Source organism: Pseudomonas sp. KCJK8993 (assembly GCF_046230915.1).
Lineage (GTDB): Bacteria > Pseudomonadota > Gammaproteobacteria > Pseudomonadales > Pseudomonadaceae > Aquipseudomonas > Aquipseudomonas piscis.
Genome location: NZ_JBJJLO010000060.1, coordinates 20,576 through 37,590, shown reverse-complemented (window position 1 = coordinate 37,590; position 17,015 = coordinate 20,576). Strand labels below are relative to the sequence as shown.

The following is a 17,015-nucleotide window of genomic DNA, read 5'->3' as shown; positions in this document are numbered from 1 at the left end:
GCGTCGTGAGCTGGGCTCGGTGCCCGCGGGGGGGGTTGCGGGGGGGTTGGGGGGGCTGAACGGGGCGGGGAGGCCGGCTCTGTTCCGGAGGGACTCGGGGCGGGAAGGGCGGGAGGGCGGGGGGGGCGCTGTGGGTGCAGCGGTGACCAAGCCCGCTCCTGCACCCAAGCCTGTGCCAGTGGAAAAGCCAGCGGCCGCCAAGCCTGCTCCTGCCGCCAAACCCGCCGAGAAACCGCTCACCGTGGCCAAGGCAGCGGCCGGTGGCAGTTGGTACGCCGGCCAGGCGCCTGGCAACTACGTGGTGCAGATCCTGGGTACCAGCTCGGAAGCTACCGCGCAGAACTTCGTCAAGGAACAGGGTGGCGAGTACCGCTACTTCAAGAAAGTCCTCAACGGCAAGCCGCTGTATGTGATCACCTACGGCAACTTCGCAAGCCGCGATGCTGCGGTCAGCGCCATCAAATCCTTGCCAGCGAAGGTTCAGGCTGGTAAACCTTGGCCTCGCACTGTCGCCAGCGTTCAACAAGAACTCGCAACAGCCCGCTGAAGATTCGGCGGCCTTACCCAGGCCGCCTCTCCAGGCAACCTCAAATTTCCGCATCAGCATGCTGCCCTACAGGCCGCGTGCTTTGTGGTGTCTGCGTCACAGTAGTTTTTGAGTCGCTGCAGTCAAAGACAAAACTTTTTGACTAGCACAGCGTATCGCTTTAAAACGTTCATAAATGCGACACGAATTTGCGACAGATCGTCGTTAAATTTGTGGGGTTATGTGTCGGTGTGTACAATGACCTCCCTTTTGCCCCTGCAAAGTCGGCGTACGTTCGACGTGGAAGGTAACAGGTTGAATTGAAAAGAAATTTGTCTCGAAAAGAGACAGCCTGGTGAGAAAGTGTCTATGAAAGCAGGTCTGTACCAACCCGATGAATTTAAGGATAACTGTGGTTTCGGCCTGATCGCCCATATGCAGGGCGAACCCAGTCATACCCTGTTGAAAACGGCCATCGAGGCCCTGACCTGTATGACCCACCGCGGTGGGATCAACGCGGACGGCAAGACCGGCGACGGTTGCGGTCTGTTGATACAAAAACCCGACCTGTTCCTGCGCGCTGTCGCCAAGGAGCACTTCGGGACCGACCTGCCCAAGCAGTACGCCGTGGGCATGGTGTTCTTCAACCAGGATCCGGCGAAGGCCGAAGCCGCGCGGGAAAACATGAACCGCGAGATCCTGGCCGCGGGCCTGCAACTGCTGGGCTGGCGCAAGGTGCCGATCGACACCCGTGTGCTCGGGCGCCTGGCCCTGGAGCGCCTGCCGCAGATCGAACAAGTGTTCATCGGCGGTGAAGGCCTGAGCGACCAGGACTTCGCCATCAAGCTGTTCAGCTCCCGGCGTCGCTCCTCGGTGGCCAACGCCGCCGACACCGACCACTACATCTGCAGCTTTTCCCACAAGACCATCATCTATAAAGGCCTGATGATGCCGGCGGACCTCGCCGCCTTCTATCCGGACCTGGGCGACGAGCGCCTGCAGACCGCGATCTGCGTGTTCCACCAGCGCTTTTCCACCAACACCCTGCCGAAGTGGCCGCTGGCGCAGCCCTTCCGCTTCCTCGCCCACAACGGCGAGATCAACACCATCACCGGCAACCGTAACTGGGCCATGGCCCGCCGCACCAAGTTCGCCAACGACCTGATCCCCGACCTCGAAGAGCTGGGCCCGCTGGTCAACCGCGTGGGTTCCGACTCCTCGAGCATGGACAACATGCTGGAACTGATGGTCACCGGGGGTATCGACCTGTTCCGCGGCGTGCGCATGATCATTCCGCCGGCCTGGCAGAACGTCGAGACCATGGACGCCGACCTGCGCGCGTTCTACGAATACAACTCCATGCACATGGAGCCCTGGGACGGCCCGGCCGGCGTGGTCATGACCGATGGTCGCCATGCCGTCTGCCTGCTGGACCGCAATGGCCTGCGCCCGGCGCGCTGGGTCACCACCAAGAACGGCTTCATCACCCTGGCCTCGGAAATCGGCGTCTGGAACTACCAGCCCGAGGACGTGATCGCCAAGGGCCGGGTCGGCCCGGGCCAGATCTTCGCCGTGGACACCGAGACCGGGCAGATCCTCGACACCGACGCCATCGACAACCGCCTCAAGTCCCGTCATCCATACAAGCAATGGCTGCGCAAGAACGCCTTGCGCATCCAGGCCACCATGGAAGACAACGACCACGGTTCGGCCTTCTACGATGTCGACCAGCTCAAGCAGTACATGAAGATGTACCAGGTCACCTTCGAAGAGCGTGACCAGGTGCTGCGACCATTGGGCGAGCAGGGCTACGAAGCGGTGGGCTCCATGGGCGACGACACGCCGATGGCCGTGCTGTCCCAGCGCGTGCGCACCCCCTACGACTATTTCCGCCAGCAGTTCGCCCAGGTCACCAACCCGCCGATCGACCCGCTGCGCGAAGCCATCGTCATGTCCCTGGAGATCTGCCTCGGTGCCGAGCGCAACATTTTCCAGGAATCCCCCGAACACGCTTCCCGGGTGATCCTCAGCTCGCCGGTGATCTCCCCGGCCAAGTGGCGTTCGCTGATGAACCTGGAGCGCCCGGGTTTCGAGCGCCAGATCATCGACCTCAACTACGACGAGAGCGTCGGCCTGGAAGCGGCGATCCGCAATGTCGCCGACCAGGCTGAGGAAGCCGTTCGGGCCGGCCGCACCCAGATCGTCCTCAGCGATCGCCATATCGCCCCGGGCAAGTTGCCGATCCACGCCTCCCTGGCCACTGGCGCGGTGCATCATCGCCTGGTGGAAAAGGGGCTGCGCTGCGACTCCAACATCCTGGTGGAAACCGCCACGGCCCGCGATCCGCATCACTTCGCGGTGCTGATCGGCTTTGGTGCCTCGGCGGTCTATCCGTTCCTGGCCTACGAAGTGCTGGGCGACCTGATCCGTACCGGCGAGGTGCTGGGCGACCTCTACGAGGTGTTCAAGAACTACCGCAAGGGCATCACCAAGGGCCTGCTGAAGATCCTGTCGAAGATGGGCATCTCCACCATCACGTCCTACCGTGGTGCACAGTTGTTCGAAGCCATCGGCCTGTCCGAGGAAGTCTGCGACCTGAGCTTCCGTGGGGTGCCGAGCCGGATCAAGGGCGCGCGTTTCGTCGATATCGAGGCCGAGCAGAAGGCCCTGGCCGCCGAAGCCTGGAGCCCGCGCAAGCCGATCCAGCAAGGTGGCCTGCTGAAGTTCGTCCATGGCGGCGAGTACCACGCCTACAACCCGGATGTGGTCAATACCCTGCAAGCCGCGGTGCAACAGGGCGACTACGCCAAGTTCAAGGAATACACCGCGCTGGTGGACAACCGCCCGGTGTCGATGATCCGCGACCTGTTCCAGGTCAAGACCCTGGACACGCCGCTGGACATCAGTGAAGTCGAGCCCCTGGAGGCGATCCTCAAGCGTTTCGACTCCGCCGGCATCTCCCTCGGTGCCCTGTCGCCGGAGGCCCACGAGGCGCTGGCCGAGGCGATGAACCGCCTGGGCGCGCGCTCCAACTCCGGCGAGGGCGGTGAAGATCCGGCCCGCTACGGCACCATCAAGAGCTCGAAGATCAAGCAGGTGGCCACTGGCCGTTTCGGCGTGACCCCGGAATACCTGGTCAACGCCGAAGTGCTGCAAATCAAGGTGGCCCAGGGCGCCAAGCCCGGCGAGGGCGGCCAACTGCCCGGCGGCAAGGTCAACGGCCTGATCGCCAGGCTGCGCTATGCGGTTCCGGGCGTGACCCTGATCTCGCCGCCACCGCACCACGACATCTATTCGATCGAAGACCTGTCGCAACTGATCTTCGACCTCAAGCAGGTCAACCCCCAGGCACTGGTCTCGGTGAAGCTGGTGGCCGAGGCCGGGGTCGGCACCATCGCCGCCGGCGTGGCCAAGGCCTATGCTGACCTGATCACCATTTCCGGCTACGACGGTGGCACCGGCGCCTCGCCGCTGACCTCGATCAAGTACGCCGGCGCCCCATGGGAACTGGGCCTGGCCGAAACCCACCAGACCCTGCGCGGCAACGACCTGCGCGGCAAGGTCCGGGTGCAGACCGACGGCGGCCTGAAGACCGGCCTGGACGTGATCAAGGCGGCCATCCTCGGCGCGGAGAGCTTCGGCTTCGGCACCGCGCCGATGATCGCCCTGGGCTGCAAGTACCTGCGCATTTGCCATCTGAACAACTGCGCCACCGGCGTCGCCACCCAGAACGACAAGCTGCGCAAGGACCACTACATCGGCACCGTCGACATGGTGGTGAACTTCTTCACCTACGTGGCCGAGGAGACCCGTGAGTGGCTGGCCAGGCTGGGCGTGCGTTCGCTGCAAGAGCTGATCGGCCGTACCGACCTGCTCCAGGTGCTCGAAGGCCAGACCGCCAAGCAGCACCACCTGGACCTGACCCCGTTGCTGGGCAGCGACCACGTGCCGGCGGACAAGCCGCAGTTCTGCCAGGTGGACCGCAACCCGCCGTTCGACCAGGGCCTGCTGGCCGAGAAGATGGTCGAGATGGCGCGCGCGGCCATCAACGACAAGAGCGGTGCCGAGTTCGAACTGGATATCTGCAACTGCGACCGTTCCATCGGCGCGCGGATTTCCGGCGAGATCGCCAGGGTCCACGGCAACCAGGGCATGGCCCAGGCGCCGATCACTTTCCGCTTCAAGGGCACTGCGGGCCAGAGCTTCGGCGTGTGGAACGCCGGTGGCCTGAACCTCTACCTGGAAGGCGACGCCAACGACTACGTGGGCAAGGGCATGACCGGCGGCAAGCTGGTGATCGTCCCGCCCCAGGGCAGCGCCTACAAGACCCAGGACAGCGCCATTGTCGGCAACACCTGCCTGTACGGCGCCACGGGCGGCAAGCTGTTCGCCGCCGGCACCGCGGGCGAGCGTTTCGCCGTGCGCAACTCCGGTGCCCATACCGTGGTGGAAGGCACCGGCGATCACTGCTGCGAATACATGACCGGTGGTTTTGTCTGCGTCCTGGGCAAGACCGGCTACAACTTCGGCTCAGGCATGACGGGTGGCTTCGCCTACGTGCTGGACATGGACAACAGCTTCGTCGACAAGCTGAACCATGAACTGGTGGAGATCCAGCGGATCACCGGCGAGGCGATGGAGGCTTATCGCAGCCATCTGCAGCGCGTGCTGGGCGAGTACGTCGAGGAAACCGGTAGTGAATGGGGCCGCGAGCTCTGGGAAAACCTGGACGACTACGTGCGTCGCTTCTGGCTGGTCAAGCCGAAGGCGGCGAACCTGAAGAACCTGCTCTCCAGCACCCGGGCCAACCCGCAATAAAGCAGCTGCAAGTGGCGAGCCTCGAGCTGCAAGCGAAGCAGTACGAGGTTCGCCGGGCATTAGTGATCGACTTGCGGCTTGCAGCTTATAGCTTGCAGCTGCTGTATAGAGGTTTTGAAAAATGGCTGAACGTCTGAATAACGACTTCCAGTTCATCGATGTCGGGCGCAAGGATCCGAAGAAGAAACTGCTGCGTCAGCGCAAGAAAGAGTTCGTGGAAATCTACGAGCCTTTCAAACCCCAGCAATCGGTCGAACAGGCCCATCGCTGCCTGGGTTGTGGCAACCCCTACTGCGAATGGAAGTGCCCGGTGCACAACTTCATTCCCAACTGGCTCAAGCTGGTGGCCGAGGGCAACATCCTGGCCGCCGCCGAGCTGTCGCACCAGACCAACACCCTGCCGGAGGTCTGCGGCCGCGTATGCCCGCAGGACCGCCTGTGCGAGGGCGCCTGCACCCTCAACGACGGTTTCGGCGCGGTGACCATCGGCTCGGTGGAGAAGTACATCACCGACACCGCCTTCGCCATGGGCTGGCGCCCGGACATGTCCAAGGTCAAGCCCACCGGCAAGCGCGTGGCGATCATCGGTGCCGGCCCGGCGGGCCTGGGCTGTGCCGACGTGCTGGTACGGGGTGGCGTGACGCCGGTGGTATTCGACAGGAACCCGGAGATCGGTGGCCTGCTGACCTTCGGTATCCCCGAGTTCAAGCTGGAGAAGACCGTGCTGAGCAATCGCCGGGAAGTCTTCAGCGGCATGGGCATCGAGTTCCGCCTCAACACCGAGGTGGGCAAGGACGTGACCATGGAGCAACTGCTCGCCGAGTTCGATGCGGTGTTCATGGGCATGGGCACCTACACCTACATGAAGGGCGGCTTTGCCGGCGAGGACCTGCCGGGCGTGTACGACGCGCTGGACTTCCTGGTGGCCAACGTCAACCGCAACCTGGGTTTCGAGAAGTCGCCGGAAGATTTCGTCGACATGAACGGCAAGAAGGTCGTGGTGCTCGGCGGTGGCGACACGGCGATGGACTGCAACCGCACGTCCATCCGCCAGGGTGCCAAGTCGGTGACCTGCGCCTATCGCCGCGACGAAGCCAACATGCCCGGCTCGCGCAAAGAGGTGAAGAACGCCAAGGAAGAAGGCGTGAAGTTCCTCTACAACCGCCAGCCCATCGCCATCGTCGGCGAAGACAAGGTCGAAGGCGTGAAGGTGGTCGAGACCCGTCTCGGCGAACCGGACGCCCGTGGCCGGCGCAGCCCCGAGCCGATCCCGGGTTCCGAGGAGATCATCCCGGCCGATGCCGTGGTCATTGCCTTCGGCTTCCGTCCGAGCCCGGCGCCGTGGTTCGAGCAGTTCCAGATCCAGACCGACAGCCAGGGCCGCGTGGTGGCGCCGGAACAGGGCCAGTACAAGCACCAGACCAGCAACCCGAAGATCTTCGCCGGTGGCGACATGGTGCGCGGTTCCGACCTGGTGGTGACGGCGATCTTCGAAGGGCGCAACGCCGCCGAAGGCATCCTCGACTACCTGGGCGTTTAAGCTGCTGCGCTCGGCAATGCTGCGTTGAAAACAGACTCGGAATGCTCATTGACAGCAGTCAACTCCGCTTCCTCGTCTGTTTTCGCCTTGCCTTGCCTTCGCTCGCGACGCTCAAATAGCTGCTTGTAGTCCGCGACAAATTGACCCGATACATAAAAGGCACGGCTCTTGCCGTGCCTTTTATGTCGCGCTCTGAGAAAATGCCCCCACTTTTTTTCCGGATGCCGACATGACTGCCCTGAAGAACGACCGTTTCCTCCGTGCCCTGCTCAAGCAACCCGTAGACGTCACCCCGGTGTGGATGATGCGTCAGGCCGGGCGCTACCTGCCTGAATACCGCGCCAGCCGCGCCAACGCCGGTGACTTCATGAGCCTGTGCATGAATCCTGCGTTCGCCTGCGAAGTCACCCTGCAGCCCCTGGACCGTTATCCACAGCTGGATGCGGCGATCCTCTTCTCCGACATCCTGACCATCCCTGACGCCATGGGCCAGGGCCTGTACTTCGAGACCGGCGAAGGTCCGCGCTTCAAGAAAGTGGTCAGTACCCTGGCCGACATCGAGGCCTTGCCGATCCCCGATCCGCACAAGGACCTGGGCTACGTGATGGATGCGGTCAGCACCATCCGCCGCGAACTCAACGGCCGTGTACCGCTGATCGGTTTCTCCGGCAGCCCCTGGACCCTGGCGACCTACATGGTCGAGGGCGGTTCGTCCAAGGACTTCCGCAAGTCCAAGGCCATGCTCTACGACAATCCACAAGCCATGCACCTGCTGCTGGACAAGCTGGCGCAGTCGGTCACCGCCTACCTCAACGGCCAGATCAAGGCCGGCGCCCAGGCGGTGCAGATCTTCGACAGTTGGGGTGGCAGCCTCTCGGCGGCGGCCTACCAGGAGTTCTCCCTGGCCTACATGCGCAAGATCGTCAGCGGCCTGATCCGCGAGCATGAAGGACGCAAGGTGCCGGTGATCCTGTTCACCAAGGGCGGCGGCCTGTGGCTGGAAAGCATTGCCGAGGCCGGCGCGGACAGCCTGGGCCTGGACTGGACCTGCGATATCGGCGAAGCCCGGCGCCGGGTCGGTGCCAAGGTCTCGCTGCAAGGCAACATGGACCCCACCGTGCTCTACGCCAACCCGCAGGCGATCCGCGCGGAAGTCGCGCGCATCCTCGCCAGCTACGGCAAGGGCAGCGGCCACGTGTTCAACCTGGGCCATGGCATCACCCCGGAAGTGAATCCGGAACACGCCGGTGCCTTCTTGCGGGCGGTGCACGAGCTGTCGGCGCAATACCACGAGTAACCGCGCCTGCGGTGATCGAGCCCGGCCCTGGCCGGGCTTTTTCTTGCCGCTGAAAGGGCAACGGGGCGGATTAAGTTTCAATTCAGCCTGGGTGGTTAACCTCATCGGCATCGACACCCAGAATGGATCACTGCCATGAAAACCCGTTACCTCGCCCTCTTGCTCGCCCCGCTGTTCAGCACCGCTGCCCTGGCCACCGGCTATACCGGCCCTGGCGCCCAGGCGGTCACCACCGTTGCCGCCGCCAAGGATGCCTCGGACGACACCCCGGTGGTGCTCCAGGGTTATGTCACCAAGAAACTGGATAACGACGACAAGTACGAATTCAAGGATTCCAGCGGCACCATCACCGTCGAGATCGACGACGAGAACCTGCCACCGGTGCCCTTCAACGAGAAGACCCTGGTCAAGCTGACCGGCGAGGTGGAGAAGGGCTTGATGAAGCGCGAGATCGACGTCGACCTGGTGGAAATCCTCAAGTAAGCCGCTCGCTCATCCCAGGCGATACCGATGCCGGCGCCCGACCTTGCAGATGCCCTGCGAGAGTCGGGCGCCGGTAGGCTCGTCTTCGGTTCAGGGCGCCGCCAGGGGTTGCAGCTTGGCCAGCTTCAAGGCCGCCAGCAATGCCACCAGCAGCAGGGCGCCGATGAACAGGCCGATGCCGTTCCAGCCCGCCAGGTGCCAGAACACCCCACCCGCGGTGCCGGCGATGCTCGAGCCGGCGTAGTAGCTGAACAGGTACAGCGACGAGGCCTGGCCCTTGGCCTTGGTGGCGCGGCGGCCGATCCAGCTGCTGGCCACCGAATGCGCCCCGAAGAAACCGAAGGTGAATACCAGCATGCCGATGATCACCACCGGCAGCGGCTCCAGCAGGGTCAGGGCCAGGCCGGCGAGCATCAGCACGATGGTGGCCCAGAGCATCTTGCGCCGCCCCAGGCGATCGGCCAGGGCGCCGGCTTTGGCCGAGCTGTAGATCCCCGACAGGTACACCACCGACAGCAGGCCGACGAACGCCTGGTCCATGTGGTACGGCGCGGCCAGCAGGCGATAGCCGATGTAGTTGAACAGAGTGACGAAGGCCCCCATCAGCACGAAGGCCTCGAGGAACAGCAGCGGCAGGCCGGCATCGCGAAAGTGCAGGGTGAAGCCGTCCAGCAGGCTGCGTGGGTGCAGCGAGCGTGGGCGGAAGTTGCGCGACTCGGGCAGGATGCGCCAGAACACCGCCGCGGCGATCAGCGCCAGAGCGCCGATCACCAGCATCGCCGTGTGCCAGCTGACGAAATCGATCAGCACCCCGGTGATCAACCGCCCACTCATGCCGCCGATGGCGTTGCCGCCAATGTACAGGCCCATGGCCAGGCCAATGTGCTGGGGGTGGATCTCTTCGCTGAGGTAGGTCATGGCCACCGCCGCCAGCCCGCTCAGGGACAGCCCCACCAGCGCACGCATCACCAGCACGCCATGCCAGCTGGGCATCAGGGCGCTGGCGATGGTGCACAGGGCCGCGGCCAACAGGGCCGCCACCATCACCGGCTTGCGCCCGATCCGATCGGAAATCGGCCCGGTGACCAGCAGGCCCACGGCCAGCAACGCGGTGGAGACCGACAGCACCAGGCTGCTCTGGGCGGCGTTGATGGAGAATTCCAGGGACAGCAACGGCATCATCGGTTGCACGCAGTACAGCAGGGCGAAGGTGGCGAAACCGCCGGAGAACAGGGCCAGCACCGTGCGCATGAACAGCGGCGTGCCTTTCTCGATATAGGCGTCGTTGAGTTGGGCGACTACTTCGTCCAGGGGCGTGGAGGGAATTTCGTGGGCAAGCGGGGCGACAGCGGTTTTCACGGAGACCTCGGGGGGAACGCAGCCAGGCAGGCAATGAAAAAAGCATATAGCTGGCTAATAATTCATTCCAATATATTGTTCGACCTGTTTGATAGGTTCTACGACTCAATGGGATCCCCATGGAATTGCGTCACCTGCGTTACTTCATCGCCGTGGCCGAGGAGCTGCACTTTGGCCGCGCGGCCCAGGCCCTGGGCATTTCCCAGCCGCCTTTGAGCCAGCAGATCCAGGCCCTGGAGCAAGAGATCGGCGCGCGTTTGTTCGAGCGCACCAATCGTCGGGTCGAGCTCAGCGAGGCCGGCCGGCTGTTCCTCGAAGAGGCTCGCCTGGCGCTGGCCCAGGTGGACAAGGCCGCCGATGTGGCCCGCCGTGCGCAGTTGGGCGAACTGGGCGAGTTGAAGATCGGCTTCACCTCGTCGGCGCCCTTCAACTCGACGATTCCCCAGGCAATCTTCGCCTTTCGCCAACGCTTTGCCGCCGTGCACCTCAAGCTCAAGGAAATGAGCAGCACCCAGGTGGCCGAGGCACTGGTGGACCAGGCCATCCAGGTCGGCATCATGCGGCCCTTGCCCCTGCCGGATTCGCTGTCGGTGGTGGAGCTGTTGCGCGAGCCACTGGTGGCGGTGCTCGGTTCCAAGCACCCGCTGGCCGAAGGTCGCGAAGAAGGCCTGTACCTGTCCGAGCTGGCCCACGAGCCCTTCGTGTTCTTTCCCCGCAGCTATGGCAGCGGCTTGTATGCCCAGTTGCTGAACCTGTCGCGGGATGCCGGGTTCACCCCGCATTTTGCCCAGGAGGCCTCGGAGGCCATGACCATCATCGGCCTGGTGGCGGCGGGCCTTGGGGTCTCGGTGTTGCCGGCGTCCTACCAGCGCATGCGTATCGACGGCGTGGTCTATCGCCGGCTGCTGGACCCGCAAGCCATGACGGCGGTATGGCTGGTGCAGCGCAAGGACCAGTGCTCGCCCATGGCCAAGGCCTTCGTCGAGCTACTGACGCGCAAGACCGGGGCCGCGTGCTGAGGGGCTGTTGGGGCGGGGCGGCGTTTGCAGGAACACCAGGTCGCCGCGCAACGCCACGCCGGCCATCAACACCCCGGCGCGGCACTCGTAGGTGTTGAGGTCCTTGCGCACGCGCTGCTTGTAGTAGCTGACGATGTTGGTCACGGCGTTGGCGCCGACCCGCTTGGCTGCGGCCTGCAGGGTGATCAGGGCCGATTGCAGGGCCCATTCGCAGGCGGCGATATCGCTCTTGTTGAAGGCGTTGGTCTTCTTGTTGGTGGCCAGCTCGGTGACCTTGACCTGGAGTACCGCCGGGTGCGGGTTGCCCGCCAGGTAGAACTTCACGCTGCCATCCAGGCGTCCGGCGCGCAGGGCATCGGACACCACGCTCTCGAAGGGCATGTACATCAGGTTGGTGGCCCGGCTGTCAGGGCTGAAGACGGACAGCAGGGCCAGGGCAATCAGCGCTTTCACTTGCATGGTCGGCTCCTTGACGGATGTGAAAGGCAAGCCGTCATGGCGCGTCGGCCCGCTGTTGCGAGTGTAGACGCTGATCGATCCCCTAGCCGTTGCCGAGCCGCCGAGCCTTCAGGATCTGCGCCCGCGTTGCGCGCGTGCGTAGCCCCGCTGGCGCCCGACAGCGGCCACAGGGGTCATTGGGCCGCGGGAAAGGCCTTCGCCGAGTCCGACAGCTGCTGCGCGGTGCGCTGGTTCTGGCCGTCGCGCAGGTCACGCAGGATGCCCTTGTCCAGCAGGCGTACCCAGCGGATGTAGTTCTTGTGGATCTTGCCGTCCTGGTAGTCCAGGGCGCGGCTGTCGCGATAGACGATCTTGTAGTGGTTGGCGGAGTACTGGATATCGATCTTCGCGTAGAACTGCTCGCGCACGGTGATATCCGCCTGGATCAGCTCGGGGCCGATTTGCCGCACGGTCCACTGGCGGGCCACCAGGTTCTTCAGGATCGCTTGCTTGACCTGCTCGTGGTCGGTCTGGATGGTGGCCGGGATGATGCGGTTGGGGGTGTACATCGGCTTGCTGGTGCAGGCCGCGGTGCCCAGCAGGGCGAGGACGATCAAGGTGGCGCGAAGCAGGGAGGACATTCCATTTTCTCCAGGAGGCGGCAAGGGTCAGGACCAGCGGCGGAAGATCAACGAGGTGTTGACGCCGCCGAAGGCGAAGTTGTTGTTCATCACGTATTCGTGGCTCATGGCACGCAAGCCGCCTTGCAGGTAGTCCAGCTCGCCGCAGCGAGGGTCGACCCGGTCCAGGTTGCAGGTGTGCACGTAGAGGTCGCGCTTGAGCATCTCGATGCTGAACCAGGATTCCAGGGCCCCGCAGGCGCCCAGGGTGTGGCCGAGGAAACTCTTCTGCGAGCTGATGGGCATGCGGTTGCCGAACAGGCTGCTGGTGGCCTGGGTCTCGGCGATGTCGCCCTGTTCGGTGGCGGTGCCATGGCCGTTGACGTAGCCGATGGCGGCGGGCGCCAGGGCCGCGTCTTCCAGCGCCAGCTCCATGGCCCGGCGCATGGTGGCCTGCTCGGGACGGGTGGTGTGCTGGCCGTCGGCGTTGCTGCCGAAACCGACGATTTCCGCGTGGATCCGCGCTCCCCGGGCCAAGGCATGCTCCAGCTCTTCCAGGACCAGCATGCCGCCGCCTTCGCCGATCACCAGGCCGTCGCGCGCGCAATCGTAGGGCCGCGGGCTGCTCTGGGGCGCGTCGTTCTTCAAGCTGGTGGCATACAGCGCGTCGAACACCATGGCTTCGGTGGGGCACAGCTCCTCGGCGCCTCCGGCGAGCATCATCGGCAGGCGGCCGAACTTGATCGCCTCGTAGGCATAGCCGATGCCCTGGCTGCCGCTGGTACAGGCGCTGGACGTGGGAATCAGGCGCCCGGTGAGACCGAAGAAGATGCTGATATTGGCCGCGGTGGTGTGGGGCATCATGCGCACGTAGGAGTTGGCGTTGAGCCCTTCTGCCACCGAGTTCAGCAGCATGTTGCCGAAGGCCTTGATCTCCTCGGTGCTGCCGGTGGACGAGCCGCAGGCCACGCCCATGCGCCCATCCTTGATCGAGGGATCGCCCAGCAGCCCGGCGTCGGCCAGGGCCTGTTCGGCGGCCGCGACCGCCAGCCGCGAGACCCGGCCCATGCTGCGCAGTTGCTTGCGGGTCCAGTGCCCGGGCACCTGGAAATCGTCGATGGGGCCGGCCAGGCGGGTGTTGAGCTCGCTGAACCTGTCCCACTCGTCCATTCGCCGGATGCCGCTGCGATTGGCCGCGAAGCGCTCGACCAGGCTGTCCCAGTCGTTGCCCAGGGCGGTAATGCCGGCCATGCCGGTGACGACCACGCGCTTCATCAGCACAAGCCCCCGTTGACCGCCAGCACCTGGCGAGTGATGTAGGCGGCTTCGGCGGACATCAGGAAATTCACCGCGCCAGCCACTTCTTCCGGGGTGCCCATGCGCTGCGCGGGGATCATCTTCAGCAGTTCCTCCACCGGTACATGCTCGTCGAGCATGGTGGTGTCGATCAGGCCCGGGGCCACGCAGTTGACGGTGATCTTGCGCTTGCCCAGCTCGATGGCCAGGGCCTTGGCGGCACCGATCAGGCCGGCCTTGGACGCGCTGTAGTTGACCTGGCCACGGTTGCCGATCAGGCCCGAGACCGAAGCGACGCAGACGATCCGCCCGGGGGCGCGGCGCCGGATCATCGGCATCATCACGGGATGCAGGACGTTGTAGAAACCGTCGAGGTTGGTGCGCAGCACCTGGTCCCAGTCCTCCTCGCCCAGGGCCGGGAAGGCGCCGTCGCGGGTCAGGCCGGCATTGAGCACCACGCCATAGTAGGCGCCATGGGTTTGGACATCGGCCTCCAGGGCCGCCTTGCAGGCCGCGCGGTCGGCGACATCGAATTGCAGGATGCGGGCGGTACGGCCCAGGGCCTGGACCTCGGCCTGGACGGCTTCGGCTTCGGTACGGCCAGTGCGGCAATGCAGCACCAGGTCATAACCGGCCTGGGCCAGGCGCAGGGCGATGGCACGGCCGATGCCACGGCTGGAGCCAGTGACCAGTATGGAGTCAGTCATGACGGGGTTCCTTGGGAAGAATCGGCGGTTTCATGCAGGTAGTCGGCGGCCCGGGGCGGGCGGTAGACGTTCAGGCGTGCACTGGCGGCGATGCCCGGGCCGCTCAGGTGGCACTCGAACACGCCCATGCCGTTGTCGTCCTCCAGGGAGCACGCTGCATGGATTTCCAGCACGCTGCCGGCGGGGAAGCACTCGACATTGCATTGGAACTTGCGAGTGCCCAGCAAGAAGCCCAGCTCCACTGGCTGGCCTTGCTGGCGGGCACGGCAACCGGCGTAGGCGGCGACGCTCTGGGCCATCAGCTCGACGCCGACCCAGGCTGGCAGGCTGCCGTCGGGCCGGTTGAACAGGCCGCCGGGGCGGACTTCGAGGCGGGTGCGCACTTGCTCTTCATCGAAGGCCAGGACCTGGTCGATGAGGATCATGTCGCCGGCATGGGGCAGCAGTTCGGCGAGCGGCCAGTCAATCATGGGGCGTCTCCGATAATCAGGCTGACGTTGTTGCCGCCGAAGGCGAAGGAATTGCTCATCAGGCGGCGGGGTGAATGGGATTCCAGGCGGTCGGCGGCCGTGACCCAGTGCAGCCCTGGCAGCGCCGGATCGGCCTGGCCATCCCAGACATGGGGCGGCAAGGCCCCGCCGGGGTTGTCGGCACCCAGGGCCAGCCAGCAGAACGCTGCTTCCAGGGCCCCGGCGGCGCCCAGGGTATGGCCGCTCATGGGCTTGGTCGAGGAGCAGGGCACGCCCTCGGGGAACAGTCCGGCCACCGCCAGGCTTTCCATGGCGTCGTTGTGCTGGGTGGCGGTGCCGTGCAGGTTCAGGTAGGCGATCTGCCGGGCTTGCAACTGGGCGCTGCGCAACGCCAGTTCCATGGCTTGCAGGGCGCCGCGACCGTCGGGTGCCGGCGCGGAGATATGGTAGGCATCGCAACTGGCGCCACCGCCGAGCAGGGCGATGGAAGGCCCGGCGCCGGGTTCCCGGGTCATCAGGAACAGCACCGCGGCCTCACCGATATTGATGCCGTCGCGATTGCGCGAAAACGGATTGCACCGCTGGCCGGAGACCGCCTCCAGGGCCGAGAAACCGTTGAGGGTCAGCTTGCACAGGCTGTCGACCCCACCGCACAGCACCGCGTCGCAGATCCCCAGTTCCAGCAGGCGCCGGGCGCTGAGCAGGGCCCGGGCGCTGGAGGTACAGGCGGTGGAGATCACGTAGGCCGGCCCGCTCAATTGCAGCCACTGGGCGAGGAAGTTGGCCGGGGCGCCGAGCTCCTGCTGGCGATAGTTGTAGTCCGCCGGGAACTGCCGGTCCCGCAGGTAGCCGGCGAGGCCGCGGCTGGCCTCGTCGATCCCCGAGGTGCTGGTGCCCAGGACCACGCCGACCCGGCCATGGCCGTAGCGCTCGATGGCCCGGCGGATGTCGTCCTCGATCTGCAGCGTGGCTTCCAGCAGCAGCTGGTTGTTGCGGCTGCCATGGATCTGCTGTCCTGGCGGCAGGCTGGCCAGGGGCCCGCGCACCGCCGCCACCGGCAACGTGCGTTCGGGTACCCAGCCGCTTTCTGCACGCATGCCCGAGCAGTCGCCGGCAAACAGGCGACGGGCGACTGCCGGGCGATTGCGGCCCAGGGCGCAGACCAGCCCGAGGGCGTTGAGGTAGGCGGTCATGGAGTGGTCTCGGAGGTCAGCGCGGTGACCTGATAGTGCGGGCCTTGGGGCAGTTCCACGATGAAATCCAGTGTTTGTCGATAAGTGACCCGCCAGCGTTGGCCAAGGGCCCGCCGCTGGTCTTGGGTTTGAGCGCCGGGGTAGCTGGCCGGCAATTCGGCCGCCGGGGTCAAGGCGAACAGCAGGGCGGCGAACAGCTCCCTGGCCTCGGGATTGGGCGGCAGCAGGCCATCGGCTTGCCAGTGGCCATCCACCAGGCGCTGGCGGGCCTGGGGAATGCCCAGGGGGTCCATCAGCGACCAGCGCAGTCCCGGCCCTTCGGCCTGGAGCACCAGCAGCCAGTCCTGGCGCTGGCCCTGGCTTTGGCGCTGGATATGCAGCTGCAGCGGCAGGTCCAGCGCGGGCACGCGTTGCGGCAGTGGCGCCTGGCTGACGCAGGCGCTCAGCAGCAGGACACAACCGAGCAGCAGGGCACGGATCATGAGGTTCGACCTTGCCCGGTGCCTGGCGCCGCCAGGGGCTTGCGGGCCACCACGTTGACCAGGGTTTCCTCGCGCTGGCCCACCGGTGGCGGTTGGCGCAGGCCAAAGCGTTCCAGCAGGCCGAAGTCCTTGGCGCGGCTCCACCACAGGTACGGATAGGACACATTGTCCTCGGAGAACTCGAAGCCTTGCTGGCGAATCATCTGCAAGTACTCGGCGGCGCTTTTCTGCACGTGCATGGGGTGACGGAACAGCCAGCGGATCACCCAGGTATCGATATAGGCCTGGGTGGATTCGGCGAACATCAGGTAGCCGCCGGGCTTGAGCACACGATAGAACTCGGCGAGGGCTTTTTCCTGTTCCACCAGGTGATGGAAGGTCTGGTGGCAAAACAACAGGTCGACGCTGGCATCGTCCAGCTTCAGGGTCGCGCAGTCGCTGCCGATCAGTTCCACCTCCCATTGCTGGCGCCGGGCTTCCTCGGCGCTGAGTTCGAGGCTGTGGGGGTCGGCATCGATGCCGATCAGGCGCTGGGGAGTGAACACCTGGCGCAAGTGCTGGAAGGACTTGCCCTGGCCGCAGCCGGCATCCAGCAGCACCGGGGCGTGCGGCGGCTCGTCGTCGAACAGTGAACGCAGGTCGTTGATCGCCACTCGCAACACGTGGTGCTGCCAGGTATGGCTGCGCAGGAACCAGAAGCCGAAGCGGGTCTCCTCGACGTAGCTGTCGCTCAGGTAGGGCGAGGCCTGGCCGGTCATGGGCGAACC

Annotated in this window: 15 protein-coding genes; 6 read left to right on the top strand and 9 right to left on the bottom strand. The window is 65.1% G+C overall.

Translation table 11 applies throughout. From position 1 onward, the window contains the following. The 5 genes from ACK6AU_RS18850 to ACK6AU_RS18830 form a co-directional block, all read left to right on the top strand. On the top strand, window positions 1–547 hold a 547-nt coding region (locus ACK6AU_RS18850; RefSeq protein ID WP_409300641.1), incomplete at its 5' end, for an SPOR domain-containing protein. A 348-nt stretch (window positions 548–895) separates the two neighbouring features. Then, entirely contained in the window at window positions 896–5,344 is a 4,449-nt protein-coding gene (gene gltB / locus ACK6AU_RS18845; RefSeq protein ID WP_185697418.1) for a glutamate synthase large subunit, read from the top strand. Between the two features lie 121 nt (window positions 5,345–5,465). Then, entirely contained in the window at window positions 5,466–6,884 is a 1,419-nt protein-coding gene (locus tag ACK6AU_RS18840; RefSeq protein ID WP_022639922.1) for an FAD-dependent oxidoreductase, read from the top strand. A 229-nt stretch (window positions 6,885–7,113) separates the two neighbouring features. Further along, the gene (gene hemE, locus ACK6AU_RS18835; RefSeq protein WP_185697419.1) at window positions 7,114–8,181 is read left to right on the top strand and encodes a uroporphyrinogen decarboxylase; all 1,068 of its coding nucleotides are present in this window, start codon (window positions 7,114–7,116) and stop codon (window positions 8,179–8,181) included. Window positions 8,182–8,316: 135 nt separating this feature from the next. Then, window positions 8,317–8,664, top strand: coding sequence for a YgiW/YdeI family stress tolerance OB fold protein (locus tag ACK6AU_RS18830; protein WP_085595636.1), 348 nt, complete (start codon window positions 8,317–8,319; stop codon window positions 8,662–8,664). A gap of 90 nt (window positions 8,665–8,754) precedes the next feature. Here ACK6AU_RS18830 and ACK6AU_RS18825 read toward each other — a convergent pair whose 3' ends face one another. Further along, window positions 8,755–9,990, bottom strand: a complete 1,236-nt coding sequence (locus tag ACK6AU_RS18825) for an MFS transporter (protein WP_409300645.1) — start codon at window positions 9,988–9,990, stop codon at window positions 8,755–8,757. 152 nt (window positions 9,991–10,142) lie between these two features. Here ACK6AU_RS18825 and ACK6AU_RS18820 point away from each other — a divergent pair, with 152 nt between their 5' ends. Then, window positions 10,143–11,042, top strand: a complete 900-nt coding sequence (locus tag ACK6AU_RS18820; protein WP_185697422.1) for a LysR family transcriptional regulator — start codon at window positions 10,143–10,145, stop codon at window positions 11,040–11,042. Here the strand turns inward: ACK6AU_RS18820 and ACK6AU_RS18815 are convergent. The 8 genes from ACK6AU_RS18815 to ACK6AU_RS18780 all read right to left on the bottom strand — a co-directional run bounded on the left by ACK6AU_RS18815 (window position 11,010) and on the right by ACK6AU_RS18780 (window position 17,006). Next, window positions 11,010–11,501 (bottom strand): excinuclease, encoded by a 492-nt coding sequence (locus ACK6AU_RS18815; protein ID WP_085595630.1) that lies wholly within the window; start codon window positions 11,499–11,501, stop codon window positions 11,010–11,012. The two genes, ACK6AU_RS18820 and ACK6AU_RS18815, sit on opposite strands and share 33 nt — an antisense overlap. A 173-nt stretch (window positions 11,502–11,674) precedes the next feature. Then, the gene (locus tag ACK6AU_RS18810) at window positions 11,675–12,121 is read right to left on the bottom strand and encodes a hypothetical protein (protein WP_022639928.1); all 447 of its coding nucleotides are present in this window, start codon (window positions 12,119–12,121) and stop codon (window positions 11,675–11,677) included. Between the two features lie 27 nt (window positions 12,122–12,148). Beyond that, window positions 12,149–13,375, bottom strand: coding sequence for a beta-ketoacyl-ACP synthase (locus tag ACK6AU_RS18805; RefSeq protein ID WP_409300637.1), 1,227 nt, complete (start codon window positions 13,373–13,375; stop codon window positions 12,149–12,151). Beyond that, entirely contained in the window at window positions 13,375–14,103 is a 729-nt protein-coding gene (gene fabG, locus ACK6AU_RS18800; RefSeq protein ID WP_185697424.1) for a 3-oxoacyl-ACP reductase FabG, read from the bottom strand. Before fabG ends, ACK6AU_RS18805 begins: the two co-directional genes overlap by 1 nt. Then, a complete protein-coding gene (locus ACK6AU_RS18795; RefSeq protein ID WP_185697425.1) occupies window positions 14,100–14,573 on the bottom strand; it encodes a hotdog family protein in 474 nt (157 codons plus the stop codon). The genes fabG and ACK6AU_RS18795 overlap by 4 nt, the downstream gene beginning before the upstream one ends. Further along, window positions 14,570–15,766 (bottom strand): beta-ketoacyl-[acyl-carrier-protein] synthase family protein, encoded by a 1,197-nt coding sequence (locus ACK6AU_RS18790; protein WP_409300634.1) that lies wholly within the window; start codon window positions 15,764–15,766, stop codon window positions 14,570–14,572. The genes ACK6AU_RS18795 and ACK6AU_RS18790 overlap by 4 nt, the downstream gene beginning before the upstream one ends. After that, window positions 15,763–16,248 carry a DUF3261 domain-containing protein gene (locus tag ACK6AU_RS18785; protein WP_409300632.1) on the bottom strand — a complete coding sequence of 162 codons (486 nt, stop codon included), beginning with the start codon at window positions 16,246–16,248 and terminating at the stop codon, window positions 15,763–15,765. The genes ACK6AU_RS18790 and ACK6AU_RS18785 overlap by 4 nt, the downstream gene beginning before the upstream one ends. Further along, window positions 16,245–17,006 (bottom strand): class I SAM-dependent methyltransferase, encoded by a 762-nt coding sequence (locus tag ACK6AU_RS18780; protein WP_185697428.1) that lies wholly within the window; start codon window positions 17,004–17,006, stop codon window positions 16,245–16,247. Before ACK6AU_RS18780 ends, ACK6AU_RS18785 begins: the two co-directional genes overlap by 4 nt. Window positions 17,007–17,015 lie beyond the last annotated feature (9 nt).